Source organism: Roseivivax jejudonensis (assembly GCF_900172265.1).
Lineage (GTDB): Bacteria > Pseudomonadota > Alphaproteobacteria > Rhodobacterales > Rhodobacteraceae > Roseivivax > Roseivivax jejudonensis.
Map to the genome: position 1 here is coordinate 281,944 of NZ_FWFK01000003.1, position 15,820 is coordinate 297,763.

Sequence of the window (15,820 nt, forward strand, 5' to 3'; positions counted from 1 at the left end):
GCGCCCGGCCGCGTCAGGCCGCGAGGTGCTCCGGCGTCTTGCCCGCGATGATCATGCCGAGCAGGTCGTCGGTCGAGACCTTGTCGACATCGACGACGCCGCCCACGAGTTCGCCGTTCTTCATCACCGCAGCCCGGTCGCAGAGCCGCTTCACCTGATGCACGTCGTGATCGATCAGGAAGATGCCGATCCCCTGCCGCTTCAACTCGCCGATGATCTCGGCCACCATCTGCGTCTCGGCGGGGCCCAGGGCGGCGGTCGGCTCGTCCATGATCAGGATCTTCGCATTGAAGTAGACCGCCCGTGCGATCGCCACCGACTGCCGCTGCCCGCCGGACAGCGCCGAGACCGGCGCGTTGAACTTGCGGAAGTTGGGGTTGAGACGGTTCATGATCTTGCGCGTCTCGGCCTCCATCGCCGACTCGTCCACGAGCCCGAGCGGCGTCACGATCTCGCGTCCGAGAAAGAGGTTGGCCGACGCGTCGAGATTGTCGGCCAGCGCGAGCGTCTGGTAGATCGTCTCGATGTTGTAGCCGCGCGCGTCGCGCGGATTGTCGATCTTTGCCTTCTCGCCATTGATGAAGACGTCGCCGCTGTCCTGCCGGTAGGCCCCCGACAGGCACTTGATCAGCGTCGACTTGCCGGCGCCGTTGTGACCCAGAAGGCCCACGACCTCGCCGGGAAACAGGTCGACCGATACGTGGTCCACGGCCTTGATGCCCCCGAAGGCGATCGAGATGTCGCGAAGTTCGACGAGGGGCGTTCCGCTGCGATCGACCATCATTTCGCTCCCGTGCGCTTGCGGTAGAGGATGTCGACGAGAACGGCGACAACGAGCACCGCGCCCACGACGATGTTCTGAAACGGCGCGTCGACGCCGACCATGGCCATCCCGGATTGCAGCGACTGCATGATGAGCGCACCGAGGATCGCGCCATAGATCGTACCGATCCCGCCGGCGAGCGCGGTGCCACCGATGACCGCCGCCGCGATCACGCGCAATTCGTCCAGCGTGCCGATGTCGTTGGAATGGAACGTCAGGCGGGCCGACGCGACCGCGGCCGACAGTGCGCAAAGAAAGCCCATGATCGCGAAGACCTTCACGGTCAGGAGCCGCGTGTTGATGCCCGACAACTCCGCCGCGTCGGGGTTACCGCCGGTGGCGAAGATGTATCGTCCGAGCCGCGTCTTGCGTGCCACCACCGTCATCACGATGGCCACGATGATGAGCAGGAGAACCGAATACGGGATGCCGTAGCCTTCGGTGTAGCCCTCGGGCATGGTCTCGCCGCGCGCCTCGAACAGGCGCTCCAGCCGGTTCTCCGGCACGTCGTAGGCATTCAGGACCGCCACGAAGCCTAGGATCACGGCCGCCATGATCGCGCCGAGGAGGATTTCCGCCCAGAGCGGTTTGACGGGGAAGTCGTGCGCCTTCTTGGAGCGGCGGCCGGAGGCGAGCGCGAGCAGCGCCGCGACGACCGCAACGATGCCGACGATCCAGGACCCGGTTTCGCCCAGGGTGCCGTTGATTCCGCCCAGGAGGCGGAAATTGGCGTCGAGCGGGCCGATCGTCTGACCGTTCGTGAGGTACCATGCGACGTTGCGCCAGACGAGCAGCCCGCCCAGCGTCACGATGAACGCCGGGATCGTCAGGTAACCGATGAGCCAGCCGTTGAAGGCGCCGATCAGAGCCCCCACGCAGAGCCCGATGACCAGCGCGATCGGCGCGGTCAGCGGGTGGTTGAGACCGCCCAGCAGATCCGGAAGGATCGCCGTCTGGGTCATCGCCATGACCGCCGAACAGGTTGCCAGGAGCGAGCCCACGGACAGGTCGATGTGGCGAGTGACGATGACGAAGACCATACCGGTCGCCATCAACGCAACGCTGACGGTCTGAATCGTCAGGTTGAACACATTGCGCGGTGTCAGAAAGCGCCCGTCGGTGATGATGTTGAACACGAGGCACAGCACCACGAAGGCGCCGATCATGCCCAGAAGCCGGGTATCGACCTCGAGCGTGTCGAGCAGAGACTTGCGGCGCGGCGCGTCGCCCTTGGCTGCGGCGGTATCGGCCATGCTGCCCTCCTGCGGTCTCGGAGAATAACGTATCACGGATCGCGCGCCGGCGCGCCTCTGCCCTGTGGCGGCACGTCACGGACCCGGACGGAAAACGGCGGACGGCCCGTGCCGTCCGCCGCGATCAGAGGATCAGTTGCAGGGTGCCGGGCCGTCCGACACGCCCTGGCAGAGCGTTTCCTGATCGATCCAGCCCGCATCGACGACCTCGCTGAGGTTGTCCTGCGTGATCGGAACCGGGTTCAGGAACTCGGACCAGAGGGTCGTGCCGCCCGGCGAGGTCCACGCTTCCGCGCCTTCGATGTCGGACATCGCGGTCCCCGAAGCGAGCTCGAGAGCGATCTCGCCCGCGCGCTGGCCGAGATCGCGGCTGTCTTTCCAGACGCTTACGGTCTGCGTTCCTTTGGCGATGCGGTTGAGCGCCGCGTGGTCGGCATCCTGGCCGGAGACCGGGATCCCTTCCATGCCCTGCGCCGTGAGCGCCGCCACGGCGCCACCCGCGGTGCCGTCGTTCGACGCGACCACGGCATCGACCTCGTTGCCCTCGGCGGTCAGGATCTGCTCCATGTTGCGCTGCGCGTTCGCCGGCAACCAGCCGTCGGTATAGGCCTCCCCGACGATGGTGATGTCGCCCGCGTCGATCGCGTCCTGCAGGACCTCCTGCTGGCCGCCGCGAAGGAAGTCCGCGTTCGGGTCGGTGGGCGAGCCCTTGATCATCACGTAATTGCCGGAGGGCTGCTCCTCGAGGATCGCGCGAGCCTGCATCCGGCCGACCTCGATGTTGTCGAACGTCAGGTAGAAGGCGCGCTCGTCCTCGATCAGGCGGTCATAGGCGATGACCGGGATGCCCTCGTCGGCGGCAGCCTGCACTGCGGGCCCGATGGCCGAGGCGTCCTGCGCAAGAATGATGAGCGCGTCGACACCCTGCGCGATCAGGCTCTCGACGTCCGACAGCTGCTTGGCCGACGACGATTGCGCGTCGGTCGACACGTATTCTGCGCCCGCTTCGTCGAGCGCGCCCTGGATCGCCGCCTCGTCGGTCTTCCAGCGCTCTTCCTGGAAGTTGGACCAGCTCACACCGACGGTCATGCCGTCTTGTGCAAAGGCCGGCGCCGTCAGGCAGGTTGCGGCCGCAAGCGCCGCGAAGAGCGTTCTTCTGTGCATCAGATATCCTCCCATGTCGTGACCCGTGGGTTCCGGGCCTTGCGGCGGAATCGCCGTGACGCGAAATACGTTGCCACATTAAATTCGGTTGTCAAAATAAATTTTGGAGACGATAGTGGCGAAACCGGGCAAATACACCCGGCCAGTGCTCAATGCGGAGGAGCGAGCAGATTATTTCGCTGCAGAGCGGCATGATTTGTTCGGAGCGCGAATTAATGGACGAGTATCGCAATCGCGATCCAGAGACCGCGTCCGCGCGGTCCCGCACCGCCGCGCCGGACCCGGCGCAGCCGCTGCCGCTCGCCCCCGGAATGGAGGCGGCACCGCAGGGGTACGGGCCGCTGATCGCGCCGATGTCGGACATGCAACGCCCGCTCCGCCAGCAGGTTTTCGAGTGCGTTCGGGCAGCCGGCGCCATCAGCCGGGCACAGATCGCCAAGGACGTGTGCATCTCTCCGGCATCGGTGACCACGCTCGCGGCCGACCTGATCGAGGCCGGCTTCCTGACCGAAGTGGCGATCCCGCGCGAGGCGCAGGACGGTGGCCGCGGGCGCCCTCCCGTGGCGCTCGGGGTGCGCGCCGATGCCTTCGCGGTCTGCGGGATCAAGCTGTCCGACCACGAGCACGGCGCCGTCATTCTCGATTTCGCCGGGCGTGAGCTTGCGCGCCTGTGTGCGCCGTCGGCCGGGAGCCAGAGCCTCGCCGACACGCTGTCGACGCTGGAGCACCTTGTGGCGGCGGCCGCCGACCGCGCCGGCCTCACGCCCGGCGCGTTGGCCGGGGTCGGCGTGGGTCTGCCCGGGCTTGTCGATGCGGAGGCAGGCCGGGTTCCGTGGTCGCCGCTGTTGTCGGGCGAGAATGTCGCGCTCGCCGCGGCCGCGGAAGCGCGACTGGGTCTGCCGGTCAGCCTGGACAACGACGCCAACCTGGTGGCGCTCGCGGAGTTGTGGTTCGGTGTCGGGCGCCGCGCCGCGGATTTCGCCGTCGTCACTGTCGAGCAAGGCGTCGGCATGGGCCTCGTGCTCAATCATCGGCTTTATCGCGGGGCGCGCGGGCTGGGGATGGAGCTCGGGCACGTGAAGGTCCAGCTCGACGGAGCGTTGTGCCGGTGCGGCCAGCGCGGCTGCCTCGAAGCCTACATCGCCGATTACGCGCTTGCGCGCGAGGCCTCTGCCGCACTCGGCCGGATCGGAGAACCGGAACTGTCGACGCCGCAGCTCCTCGACGCGTTGCACGAACGGGCCATGGCAGGGGATGCCGCCGCCCGGTCGATCTTCAACCGTGCGGGACGATACCTCGCGCTCGGCCTCGCCAACGTGGTCAACCTGTTCGACCCAGAGATCGTCATCCTTGCCGGAGAGCGGATGCGCTACAAGCGGCTCTACGCCGAGGACACGCTCGCGGACATGTCGCGCCTGGTGCTCGCCACCGGGCGGCCGGCTCCGCGGATCGAGGTGCACAGCTGGGGCGATCAGCTCTGGGCCTACGGCGCCGCGGCGCTGGCGCTCGCGGCCGTGACCGAACGGCATCTCGGCGCCGCGCGGGAGGAGGTGGCATGAGGTGGCACCTCGCCCTCGCCCTTGCCGCCGCTGGCCCGGTCGCCGCCGATCCGGTCTTCGTCGACCGCAGCGCCGGACTTCCGGCGCCGCACATCTATTCGGGCGGATGGGAGCATTTCGTCGGCGGCGGCGTCGCGGTGTTCGATTGCAACGGGGACGCGCGGCCGGACATGCTGGCCGCGGGCGGCGAGTCGGCCGCCCGTCTGTTCGTGAACGTGACCGACGGCCCCGGCGCGCCGTTACGCTTCGACGCCGGGCCCCTGCCCGAGCTGACCGGGGTGACCGGCGCCTACCCGCTCGACATCGACGGCGACGGTCCGCTGGACCTCGTGGTGCTGCGAGTCGGCCCGAACGTCATCCTCGAGGGCGACGGCGCCTGCGGCTTCACCGATGCGACCGCGAAGCTCGGCCTTGTCGCAGGCGACGCCTGGACCACCGCGTTCAGCGCGACGTGGGAAGGACCGAACCGCCTGCCCACCCTCGCCTTCGGCAACTACGTGGACCGGTCCGATCCCGACGGGCCGTTCGGCGCCTGTGACGACAACGCCCTGATCCGGCCCGACGGCGAGGTCTACGGACCGCCCGAGACGCTGTCGCCGGGATACTGCGCGCTGTCCATGCTGATCTCGGACTGGCAGCGCACAGGCACCCCCGAGTTGCGGATCTCGAACGACCGCCACTACTACGTGCGCGACGGATACGAGGAGATGTGGCGGCTGGATCCTCTCGTGCCCCGGGGGTCGGAGGACGGCTGGCCCGAGATCTCGCTCTGGGGCATGGGCATCGCGAGCGGCGATCTCGACGGTAACGGCTATCCGGACGTGATGCTCACCTCGATGGGGGATCAGCTTCTGCAGTTCAACGACGGCGAGGCCTACGAGAACGCGCCGTACGAGACTGGCACCTATGCCCAGCGGCCGCATGTCGGCGACGACGGCCGGCCTTCGACCGGCTGGCATGCAGAGTTCGGCGATATCGACAACGACCGGCGGCTCGACCTGTTCATTGCCAAGGGCAACGTCGACCAGATGCCATCGAACGCGATGGCCGATCCGAACAATCTTCTGATGCAATCCGCCGACGGCACCTTCACGGAGGCCTCGGTCGATGCGGGACTCGCGAGCACCGCACGATCGCGGGGGGCCGCGCTCGCGGATTTCGACGGCGACGGACGGCTCGATATCGCCGTGGTGAACCGCCGCGCGCCGATGGAGGTGTGGCAGAACGCGACGCCCGGCACCGGCCACTGGCTGTCGGTCGCGCTCCGGCAGCCGCCGCCGAACACCCGCGCCGTGGGCGCGTGGATCGAACTGCGCGCCGGCGGCGCCGTGCACGCGCGTGAGGTCACGGTCGGAGGCGGTCACGCCGGTGGCGGCGCCGGACCGGTCCATTTCGGGCTTGGCGACGCGACAGATGCGCAGATCCGTGTGCGCTGGCCCGACGGCACCTGGACCGAGTGGGCCGACATCACGCCGAACGTGCGGCACGTCATGAACCGCGCCAACGGGTCCTGACTAGCGATCGACCGGCAGCCCGCTTGGTACCGTCTCCGGGATCCCGAGCCGCCCTTCGAGCGCCTGTGGATCGGTCAGCGTGTCCAGGAAGGCGAGGATGTCGTCGATCTGTGCCGGGTCGAGCGGACGGCCCGCCGACGCGGCGGCGGCGATGGCGGCCGTCTCCTCCGGATCGTCCAGCACGCGCCACACGGCGTCGGCCAGCGGCGTCTCGGGCAGGATCACGCGTCGCGCATAGGTGCCCGTGCCCGTGGGATCCACATGCTGGGCCACGAAGGCACCGAGGTCCGGATAGGCGCCAGCATGCCCCCATGGCCCGGTCTCGGCAACGTTGCGCAATGGCGGCGTACGGAACGCGTAGGCGTCGTCGGGTCGGCCCGTGACACGCATGCGCCCCTCGTCGCGGGCATGGCGCTCGAACCGCGCGGCCTTGCCGGGACCGAGCTGTGGCTGGCCCATGGCGTGAAAGTCGAAATCCGACAACAGCGGCCCGGAATGGCACGCAGCGCAGCCCGCGTCGCCGTAGAACAGCGCGGCGCCCCGCGCCGCTGCGCCCTGAAGCGTCGCCTCGCCTCGCAGCACCGCATCGAACGGCGCAGTATCAGAGCGCCACTCTTCCGCGACGAAGGCCGCGATCGCGTTCGAGATGTCAGTGAAGCCGATCGGCCGGCCCGCCGCGATCTCGGGGTACACAGCGGCGAAACGCGCCTGATAATCCGGGATCGCCGCGACACGCCGCGACAGCAGGTCCCAGGCGCCGTCAGGGCCGGTGATGAAGCCCTGCCGCACGGCTTGAGCGACCTCGTTCTCGGAGTAGTGCCCCGCCATCTCGTCCTGGCTCAACACCGGAAACATCGTCTGCGCGGACAGCAGGCTGTCGAAGCCGGCGACCATCTCCTCGGCCATCGGAGTGCGCAGGCCGGAAGGCTTGTCCGGATCGACCTCGATCCGGCCATCGGCGAACATGGCGGTCACCTGCCGCGCGCTCATGTTGAAGAGGGGCGGCGCATTGCGCGGGATGAGCTGTTCGGGCGGGTTGTCCGGATCGGACACGCGGTCCGGCCCGAGGCCCTGCCCTCCCTCGCCCAGACCGAGCGACAGACCGTCACCTGTCGCGAAACGCGGGTGGTGGCACGTGCCGCAGGAAATGTTGCGATTGCCCGACAGGATCGGATCCCAGAAAAGCAGACGCCCGAGCGCCGCCTCGTCGGCGTCGACCGGCGGAAAATCCGCCTCGGTCAACGGCGCCGGCAGATCGGGCGCAGCGCCGGCGAGCGTCGCGCAAATCGCGAGCGGGATCGCGCCTGCGAGTGTCTTGCGAACCATCGGCCCCCTCCTCCAACAGGTTCGCTGAGGAAACGCGACCCCGGGGTCGCGCGCAAGGGGGCGCGCGGTCGCGGAAAGCAGTGACGGAGTTCATTGACCGACCGGACGGTTTATCCGTAGCGTGCCCCGGCGGCACGTGGCCGCAAGGGAGGAGACATGACTGCCGAGGACCCGCTCGTCACGCGTGACGAAGACGGCGTGCTGGAAATCACGCTGAACCGTCCGGAGACACTCAACGCCTTCGACGAAGCGATGCATCTGAAGCTGCGGGCCGCGTTCGACCGCGCGAATACCGAGCCGACGATCCGCGCGGTGCTACTGACCGGCGCGGGCCGCGGATTCTCCTCGGGGCAGGATCTGAGCGACCGCGACCCGCGCCAGCGCTCCGAGCCGCCGAACCTCGGCCGCACGCTCGAGATGCACTACAACCCGCTGATCCGGCGGATCCGCAGCATCGACAAGCCCGTCGTGGCCGCGGTCAACGGCGTGGCGGCCGGCGCCGGTGCGAACGTGGCGTTGGCGTGCGACATCGTGCTCGCCGCCCGGTCGGCCCGCTTCATCGAAGCATTCGCGCTGGTCGGGCTCGTGCCCGACGCCGGCGGTAGCTGGCTGCTGCCCCGCCTCGTCGGCGAGGCCCGCGCCAAGGCGCTCGCCCTAACAGGCGAACCGGTCAGCGCCGAGCAGGCCGAGAGCTGGGGCCTGATCTGGCGCGTCGTCGACGACGCGACGCTAATGGACGAGGCCCGCGCGCTCGCCCGACGCCTGGCCGAGGGCCCCACCCTCGGGCTCGGGTTGACCAAGCGGCTGATCCACGGCGCGGCAGGCCGCAGTCTCGACGCCCAGCTCGACGCCGAGCGCGACGCGCAGGCCAAGGCCGGGCGGTCGTCCGACTATGCCGAGGGCGTGCTCGCCTTCCTCGAAAAGCGCACGCCGCGCTTCGAGGGGCGGTGAGATGACACCGGACGCGCTCGCGCGCGCCAGTGCCGACGAGATGTGGCGCACCGATCGTGCAAGCCGCGCACTCGGCATGCAGATCGTTTCCGTCGGACCCGGAACCGCCGTGCTGACGATGCCGGTCACCGTAAACATGGCGAACGGCCACGGCATCTGCCACGGCGGATACATTTTCACGTTGGCGGATTCGGCCTTTGCCTTCGCCTGCAACAGCTACGGCAAGGTGACCGTCGCGCAGTCGAACACGATCACCTACCTGCGGCCCGGCCCCGTGGGCGCGACCCTGACGGCGACGGCGCGCGAGGTCGCGCGGTCCGGGCGCTCCGGGCTCTACGATGTGCAGGTGACCGGGCCGGACGGTGTGGCGATCGCGGAGTTCCGCGGTCAGTCGCGCAGCCTCGATCGCGACATTCTGCCGGCACCGGATACGACCCGACGGGAGGAGAGATGATGCAGGACCTGAACCCGCCACGCGAGATCCTCGATCCGATCGAGGTGGCCAGCCGCGACGAGATCACCGCGCTTCAGCGCGAACGGCTGTCGTGGACGCTTCACCACGCCTACGAGAACGCGCCGTTCTACCGCGCGCGGTTCGATGCCGCGGGCGTCCATCCCGACGACATCCGTAATCTATCGGACCTCGCCAAACTGCCGTTCACGACCAAGCAGGATCTTCGCGACGCGTACCCCTTCGGCATGTTCGCGGTGCCGCGCGACCGTATCGCGCGGATCCACGCCTCGTCCGGGACAACGGGCAAGCCGACGGTCGTGGGCTACACGCAGGGCGACATCGACCACTGGGCGGATCTCGTCGCACGCTCGATCCGCGCCTCGGGCGGACGTGCCGGCGACATATGCCACGTCGCCTATGGCTACGGGCTCTTTACCGGTGGGCTGGGCGCGCATTACGGGGCCGAGCGGCTGGGGTGCACCGTGGTGCCGGTGTCGGGCGGCATGACCGAGCGCCAGGTGACGCTCATCACCGATTTCCGCCCAGATATCATCATGGTGACGCCCTCCTACATGCTGTCGATCCTGGACGCGTTCCGCGCCGCGGGGATCGATCCGCGCGAAAGCTCTCTCAAGGTCGGGATCTTCGGCGCCGAACCGTGGACCAACTCCATGCGGCACGAGATCGAGCAGGCGTTCGACATGCACGCGGTCGACATCTACGGGCTGTCCGAGGTGATGGGCCCGGGCGTCGCCAACGAATGCGTCGAGACCAAGGACGGCCTGCACCTCTGGGAGGATCACTTCTACCCCGAGATCATCGACCCGGAGACCGGCGATGTCCTCCCCGACGGGGAACTGGGCGAGTTGGTCTTCACCACGCTGACCAAGGAAGGCCTGCCGATCATCCGTTACCGCACGCGGGATCTGACCCGTCTCCTGCCAGGCACGGCGCGGTCGATGCGGCGCATGGAAAAGGTGACCGGGCGGTCGGACGACATGATCATCCTGCGCGGCGTCAACGTCTTTCCCACGCAGATCGAGGAGCAGGTGCTGAAATGCGAGGGTCTCGCGCCGCATTTCCAGATCGAGCTGCGCACCGAGGCTCGGATGGACGCGATGATCATCCATGCCGAGGCCGCCGAAAGCCACGCGAGCCCCGAGGCCCGCGCGGCGCAGGCCGACACACTGGCGCATCACGTCAAGTCCGTCGTCGGCGTCAGCGCGCGGATCGAGGTCCACGATCCGGCCGGCGTGGCGCGGTCCGAAGGCAAGGCCAAGCGCGTGATCGACGCGCGGCACCGCGACTGACATGGCCCGCCCCCGCGCGCGAGACTTCGACGCGAAGCGGCACGGCCTGCTCGTCGAGGCCGCGCGCGTCTTCGCGGACATGGGTATGGAGCACGCCTCCATGGCGCAGATCGCTGCGGCGGCGGGCGTGTCGAAATCGCTCCTGTACCATTACTACCCGTCGAAGCATGCACTGATCTACGCCATCATCGCGACGCATCTCGAGGCTCTCGATGCGGACCTTGCCGCGACGGACGCCGAGGGGGCCGCACCCGAGGCGCGGCTTCGCCGCCTCGTCGGCGTCGTTCTCGACGCGTACCGGGGTGCGGACGACTTCCACAAGGTTCAGCTGAACGCGGGACCGGCGCTGCCCGAGGCGGAACGCACGGCGCTGCGCCGGATCGAGCGCCGGATCGTGCGCCGCTTCTCGGATGTCATAGCCGCGGTTCGCCCGGATCTCGACGACAACGCAACGCCGCGGCTGATGCCGGTCACCATGTCGCTCTTCGGGATGATGAACTGGGTCTACCTGTGGTTCCGCGAGGACGGCCCGATCAGCCGTGACGCCTACGCCGACCTCGCGACCGACCTTATCCTCGGCGGCGTTCGCGGGCTCGACTGACCACGCTCAGGGCCAGTGCCTGGCCACCATCGTCAGCACGTCGTATTGCGCGACGACGGCCTCGTCCTGGTTGGTGACGCGGCACTCCCACCGCACCTCGCCGTGATCGGCCCCCTCGCGCGGATTGATCTCCTTGCACGTCAGGCGCACCTGCAGACGATCGCCGAAGTAAACCGGTGTCTGGAACCGCAGATCGTCGATGCCGTAGTTGGCGAGAACGGGACCCGGCTCCGGCGATACGAAGAGCCCGGCGGCGAAGGACACGATCAGATAGCCGTGAGCCACGCGCCCGTCGAAGAACGGATTGGCGCGCGCGGCGGCCTCGTCCATGTGGGCGTAGAACGTGTCTCCGGTGAACCGGGCAAAGTGCTCGACATCCTCGCGCGTGATTTCGCGCGCCTCGGTCAGCAACTGGTCCCCGAGTCGCAATTCGGCCAGCGACTTCCGGAACGGGTGCACATCGTCGCGCACATCTGCACCGTCCGACCATTGCCCTGTCACCGCCGTCAGGAGATGCGGCGCGCCCTGCACGGCCGTCCGCGCCATGAAGTGCTTTACGCCGCGCATCCCGCCCATTTCCTCGCCGCCGCCGGCGCGCCCAGGGCCGCCGTGGACAAGAGGGGCGAGCGGCGACCCGTGCCCGGTCGAAGACGTGGCGGAGGCCCGGTTGCCGATCAGCACGCGGCCATGAAACGGGGCGAGCCCGCCGACGACCGCCTCGGCGGTTCGCGGGTCGTCGGTGAAAAGCGACGCGCACAGGGACCCGCGACCCATGCGGGACAGGGTCACCGCCTCCTCGGGGTCGCGGTAAGCCATCAGCGTTGCGACCGGGCCAAAGGCTTCGACGTCGTGCACCGCGCGCGCGGTAGTCGGCGCCGCGCACCGCAACAGCACCGGGTTGAGGAATGCGCCCTGGTCCGGGTCGCCGGAGACGAGGCGCACATCGTCGGGATCTCCCGCGACGATCTCCGCCTCTGCGGCCAGCGCCGTGATGCGCTCTCGGACACCGTCGCGGTCGCCCCGGCTCACCAGCGCGCCCATCCGCACCGCATCGTCATCAGGAAGCCCGACCGCGATGTCAGCCAGGCGCCCGCCTATGGCGTCGGACGCTGCGTCTGCCAACGCTTCGGGCACGATCAGGCGACGGATCGCGGTACATTTCTGGCCGGCCTTCACCGTCATCTCGCGCACCGCTTCGCGGACGAAGAGGTCGAATTCCGGCGTGTCGGGCTCGGCATCCGGTCCCAGGATCGCGCAGTTGAGGCTGTCGGCTTCCATTGTGAACGGCACCGCACATTCGACAACCCGGGGATGCGTCTTCAGCCGGCGCCCGGTTTCGGCAGAGCCGGTGAACGTGACAACGTCGCTCTCCTCCACATGATCTAGGAGATCGCCAGCCGAGCCGCACAGGATCTGCAGCGCGCCCTCGGGCAGCACCTCCATCTCGACGATACGGCGCACCACCAGCTCGGTGAGGTACGCGGTCTGCGAGGCGGGCTTCACGAGGCACGGCATCCCCGCGATGAGCGCCGGCGCGATCTTTTCCAGAAGGCCCCAGACGGGGAAGTTGAAGGCGTTGATATGGATCGCCACACCCGGCCGCGGCGTAAGAATGTGCTGCGCTGAAAAGGTGTTGTCGCGCGACAGGGGTTCGACCGCACCCTCCGGAATGACATGCGCATTGGGCAGTTCGCGCCGCGCCCGCGAGGCGAAGGTCAGAAATGTGCCGATGCCGCCGTCGATATCGATCCAGCCATCCTTGCGCGTCGCACCGGTGTGGAAATTCTCGAGATAGAATTCCTCCTTGCCCTCCATCAGGCGCAGGCCGATCTCTTTCAGCATCAGGGCGCGCTGGTGCAGCGTCAGCGCGCGCAGCGCGGGCCCACCGACGCGCCGCGCGTGATCGAGTGCGGCCGCCCTGTCGAGCCCATCCGCGCCGATCCGAGCGATGGCGATCCCGGTCGCGGCGTCGAGCAGCGCGGCGCCGTCGCCGTCTCCCGCGCGCCATGCGCCGGAGAGGTAGGAACGAAGCCGACGGGGCGCCGATGTAAGCATTGGACCGGTCCTTTCGTGGGAAGTCAGCTCAGGCGTCGTAGGTGACCACGAGCCGGTCCGACAATGGCACGCATTGACAGGTCAGCACGTAGCCGGCGCGCACCTCGTAATCCTCGAGCGCGTGGTTGGTCTCCATCTCCGCCTCGCCCTCGAGGATCTTGGCGCGGCAGGTCGAGCAGACACCTGCGCGGCAGGAGAACGGCGCATCCATCGCGTTGTCGAGGGCGGCCTCGAGCAGCACCGTGCCGTCGCGCGGCATGGTGAAGCGTCGGGTCGCACCGTCGAGCGTAACCGACACGTCGCAGCCCTCTGCTGCGGCCGATGCTGCGGCCGACACCGCGCGGCGCTTCGCCCGCCCCGGCTGCGCCGACTTGAACAGCTCGAACTTGATTCGGTCGTCCGGCAGGCCGTGCGTCTGGAGGCTGGTGGCGATGGTCTTCATCATCGGCTCCGGCCCGCAGATGAAAGCCGTGTCCACGTCGTTGGCGTCGATCCAGTGCGCGAAAAGCGCATCCATCTTCGCGGCGTCGATGCGGCCCGAGAACAGGTCGATCTCCTGCGCCTCGCTCTCCAGCACGTGGATGATCGAGAGCCGGCCAAGATAGGTGTTCTTCAGGTCCTCTATCTCCTCGCGGAACATGATCGAACCGACCTGCCGGTTGGCATAGACCAGCGTGATCCGCGATCGCGGTTCGCGCGCGAGGATCGTCTTCATCAGGGACAGGACCGGCGTGATGCCGGACCCACCGGCGAACGCGAGGTAGTGCCGCTCGGCGCCCGCATCGATCGGGGTATGGAACTTGCCCATCGGCGGCATCGCCTCGAGCGTGTCGCCGGGGCGCAATTCCTCGTTCGCCCATGTCGAGAAGGCACCCCCGTCGACACGCTTGATCCCGACGCGGATCACCCCGTCATCCTTGCCCGCGCAGATCGAGTAGCAGCGGCGCAGCTCGACCCCGTCGAAGTCGCGCCGAAAGGTCAGGTACTGTCCCTGAGTGAAGTCGAACGCCGCCGCCGAGTCGTGCCCGGGCGCAAGCGTCACCACGACCGCATCGCGCGTCGTCTTCTGCACGTCCGTCACTGTCAGAGAATGAAAGCGTGACATGAGAAAAGCCCTCTAGAGCCTTGCGATGACGGGAAAACTCCCGCGAGATCAGATGCATTTGAAATAGTCGAACGGCTCCAGGCAGTCGCCGCAGCGATACGCGGCCTTGCACGGTGTGGACCCGTGGCGGCTGACCATCTGCGTCTTGGTCGAGGCACAACGCGGACAAGCCACCGCGACCTCGGCGCCGCCCATCCGGACCGCGCGCAGCGAGCCCACATCGCCGGCGGTGCCGTCGACCGGAGGCGCGATCCCGTAACCGCGCAATTTCTCGCGCGCCTCCTCGGTCAACCAGTCGGTGCTCCAAGGGGGCGAGAGGCGACGTTCGACCCTGACGCTCTCGACGCCCTTGGCGCGCAGATGGGCGTCGATCTCCAACTCGATGACGGCGACGGCGGGACAGCCGGAATACGTCGGCGTGACACCGACGACGAGCGTATCGTCCTCCCAGCCCACATCGCGCACGATGCCGAGATCGGTGACCGAGATCACCGGGATCTCCGGATCGGGAACCTCGGCCAGCCAGTCGCGCACAGTGGCCGCGTCGGGACGCGTCTCGATCACCATTCCGCCCCCGGATAGGCGCGCTGCAGGAACTGCATCTCCGCGAGGAGGTATCCCAGATGCTCCGTGTGACGGCCCTGCCGGCCGCCGCGCTGCACGTCGTTTCGGCCCTCGGGTACGGCCAGCGTCGCCTCGGCCAACGTCTCTCGCACGGTCGCGTCCCATGCCGACCGAAGGTCGCCCGGCTCCGGCAGGATCCCTGCCTCGGCAAGCGCGGCGTCAGTGTCGTCGCCGAAGCAAAGCTCACCCGTGTAGGGCCAGAGAAGATCGAGCGCGGCCTGCATCCGGGCGTGGCTCTCCTCCGATCCGTCGCCGAGGCGCACGACAAGGTCACTGGACCGGTCCAGATGGTAGTGCACCTCTTTCAGCGCCTTGGCGGCGATCTCCGCGATCTCGGTCGCCGACGACGAGACCAGCCGCTCCAGCAGGGCGTGGTGCCACGCATCGAACAGAAACAGGCGCATTAGCGTGCGTCCGATGTCGCCGTTCGGGACTTCGACCAGCAGCGGATTGCGAAAATGCATCGCGTCGCGGTGATAGGCGAGATCATCGGCGCTGCGGCCCCTGCCCTCGACCTGCGCGGCCAGACCAAGCCACATCTGGGTGTGCCCGATGAGGTCGAGCGCGGTGTTGGCGAGCGCGATGTCCTCCTCGAGCGCAGGGCCGTGCCCGCACCATTCCGACACCCGGTGCCCGAGAATCAGCGTCGCGTCTCCCAGACGGCACAGCCCGGTGACCAGCGGTGCCCGAAGCTCCGGCGCCGCGGCCAGCAGGTCGTCGACCGGACGCGCTGGCGCGAGCGGAGCGATCGTCGCGTCCGCAGACATCACATGTGCCCCACATCGTCGGGGATGTCGTAAAATGTCGGGTGGCGATAAACCTTGTCTTCCGCAGGGTCGAAGAGCGGTCCCTTATCCGAGGGCGTCGAGGCGGTGATCGCCGCCGACGGCACGACCCAGATCGACACGCCCTCCTTGCGGCGCGTGTAGACGTCGCGGGCGTTGCGGACCGCGGTTTCGGCATCAGGGGCGTGCAGGCTGCCCACGTGGCGATGGTTCAGCCCCTGCTGGCTGCGAATGAAGACCTCCCAGAGGGGCCATTCCTTGCGCATATCGCGTCCTCCCTGACGGCGGTGTGTCGT

15 protein-coding genes are annotated in these 15,820 nt (G+C 68.2%); 6 read left to right on the forward strand and 9 right to left on the reverse strand.

Annotated features, from left to right (window positions below):
- Positions 1 to 13: 13 nt before the first annotated feature.
- The 3 genes from ROJ8625_RS09260 to xylF all read right to left on the reverse strand — a co-directional run bounded on the left by ROJ8625_RS09260 (position 14) and on the right by xylF (position 3,240).
- Positions 14 to 781: an ATP-binding cassette domain-containing protein gene (locus ROJ8625_RS09260; RefSeq protein WP_085791602.1), complete on the reverse strand. Its 768-nt coding sequence runs from the start codon at positions 779 to 781 to the stop codon at positions 14 to 16.
- The gene (locus tag ROJ8625_RS09265) at positions 781 to 2,076 is read right to left on the reverse strand and encodes a sugar ABC transporter permease (RefSeq protein ID WP_085791603.1); all 1,296 of its coding nucleotides are present in this window, start codon (positions 2,074 to 2,076) and stop codon (positions 781 to 783) included. The genes ROJ8625_RS09260 and ROJ8625_RS09265 overlap by 1 nt, the downstream gene beginning before the upstream one ends.
- A 132-nt stretch (positions 2,077 to 2,208) precedes the next feature.
- Entirely contained in the window at positions 2,209 to 3,240 is a 1,032-nt protein-coding gene (gene xylF / locus ROJ8625_RS09270) for a D-xylose ABC transporter substrate-binding protein (RefSeq protein WP_085791604.1), read from the reverse strand.
- Between the two features lie 311 nt (positions 3,241 to 3,551).
- Between xylF and ROJ8625_RS09275 the strand changes: the two genes are divergently transcribed.
- Both ROJ8625_RS09275 and ROJ8625_RS09280 read left to right on the forward strand, forming a co-directional pair.
- Positions 3,552 to 4,799 (forward strand): ROK family protein, encoded by a 1,248-nt coding sequence (locus tag ROJ8625_RS09275; protein WP_085791902.1) that lies wholly within the window; start codon positions 3,552 to 3,554, stop codon positions 4,797 to 4,799.
- On the forward strand, positions 4,796 to 6,313 hold the full coding sequence (locus tag ROJ8625_RS09280; protein ID WP_085791605.1) for a CRTAC1 family protein: 1,518 nt from the start codon (positions 4,796 to 4,798) through the stop codon (positions 6,311 to 6,313). Before ROJ8625_RS09275 ends, ROJ8625_RS09280 begins: the two co-directional genes overlap by 4 nt.
- On the opposite strand, the gene ROJ8625_RS09285 is transcribed toward ROJ8625_RS09280, so the two are convergent.
- The gene (locus ROJ8625_RS09285) at positions 6,314 to 7,639 is read right to left on the reverse strand and encodes a cytochrome-c peroxidase (RefSeq protein WP_085791606.1); all 1,326 of its coding nucleotides are present in this window, start codon (positions 7,637 to 7,639) and stop codon (positions 6,314 to 6,316) included.
- Positions 7,640 to 7,795: 156 nt separating this feature from the next.
- Between ROJ8625_RS09285 and paaG the strand changes: the two genes are divergently transcribed.
- Genes paaG through ROJ8625_RS09305 form a run of 4 tightly spaced genes read left to right on the forward strand, consistent with a single transcriptional unit; the run spans position 7,796 to position 10,955 of the window.
- Complete coding sequence (gene paaG / locus ROJ8625_RS09290) at positions 7,796 to 8,590, forward strand: 2-(1,2-epoxy-1,2-dihydrophenyl)acetyl-CoA isomerase PaaG (RefSeq protein ID WP_085791607.1); 795 nt, start codon at positions 7,796 to 7,798, stop codon at positions 8,588 to 8,590.
- A 1-nt stretch (position 8,591) separates the two neighbouring features.
- Positions 8,592 to 9,044 carry a hydroxyphenylacetyl-CoA thioesterase PaaI gene (paaI, locus tag ROJ8625_RS09295; protein WP_085791608.1) on the forward strand — a complete coding sequence of 151 codons (453 nt, stop codon included), beginning with the start codon at positions 8,592 to 8,594 and terminating at the stop codon, positions 9,042 to 9,044.
- The gene (gene paaK / locus ROJ8625_RS09300) at positions 9,044 to 10,354 is read left to right on the forward strand and encodes a phenylacetate--CoA ligase PaaK (RefSeq protein WP_085791609.1); all 1,311 of its coding nucleotides are present in this window, start codon (positions 9,044 to 9,046) and stop codon (positions 10,352 to 10,354) included. The genes paaI and paaK overlap by 1 nt, the downstream gene beginning before the upstream one ends.
- Before the next feature lies 1 nt (position 10,355).
- Entirely contained in the window at positions 10,356 to 10,955 is a 600-nt protein-coding gene (locus ROJ8625_RS09305) for a TetR/AcrR family transcriptional regulator (RefSeq protein ID WP_085791610.1), read from the forward strand.
- 6 nt (positions 10,956 to 10,961) lie between these two features.
- Here ROJ8625_RS09305 and paaZ read toward each other — a convergent pair whose 3' ends face one another.
- Genes paaZ through paaB form a run of 5 tightly spaced genes read right to left on the reverse strand, consistent with a single transcriptional unit; the run spans position 10,962 to position 15,790 of the window.
- Positions 10,962 to 13,010 (reverse strand): phenylacetic acid degradation bifunctional protein PaaZ, encoded by a 2,049-nt coding sequence (gene paaZ, locus ROJ8625_RS09310; RefSeq protein WP_085791611.1) that lies wholly within the window; start codon positions 13,008 to 13,010, stop codon positions 10,962 to 10,964.
- Positions 13,011 to 13,038: 28 nt separating this feature from the next.
- On the reverse strand, positions 13,039 to 14,115 hold the full coding sequence (paaE, locus tag ROJ8625_RS09315; protein ID WP_085791612.1) for a 1,2-phenylacetyl-CoA epoxidase subunit PaaE: 1,077 nt from the start codon (positions 14,113 to 14,115) through the stop codon (positions 13,039 to 13,041).
- A 48-nt stretch (positions 14,116 to 14,163) separates the two neighbouring features.
- Positions 14,164 to 14,682: a 1,2-phenylacetyl-CoA epoxidase subunit PaaD gene (gene paaD / locus ROJ8625_RS09320; protein WP_085791613.1), complete on the reverse strand. Its 519-nt coding sequence runs from the start codon at positions 14,680 to 14,682 to the stop codon at positions 14,164 to 14,166.
- A complete protein-coding gene (paaC, locus tag ROJ8625_RS09325; RefSeq protein WP_085791614.1) occupies positions 14,676 to 15,506 on the reverse strand; it encodes a 1,2-phenylacetyl-CoA epoxidase subunit PaaC in 831 nt (276 codons plus the stop codon). The genes paaD and paaC overlap by 7 nt, the downstream gene beginning before the upstream one ends.
- The gene (paaB, locus tag ROJ8625_RS09330; RefSeq protein ID WP_085791615.1) at positions 15,506 to 15,790 is read right to left on the reverse strand and encodes a 1,2-phenylacetyl-CoA epoxidase subunit PaaB; all 285 of its coding nucleotides are present in this window, start codon (positions 15,788 to 15,790) and stop codon (positions 15,506 to 15,508) included. The genes paaC and paaB overlap by 1 nt, the downstream gene beginning before the upstream one ends.
- Between the last annotated feature and the right edge of the window lie 30 nt (positions 15,791 to 15,820).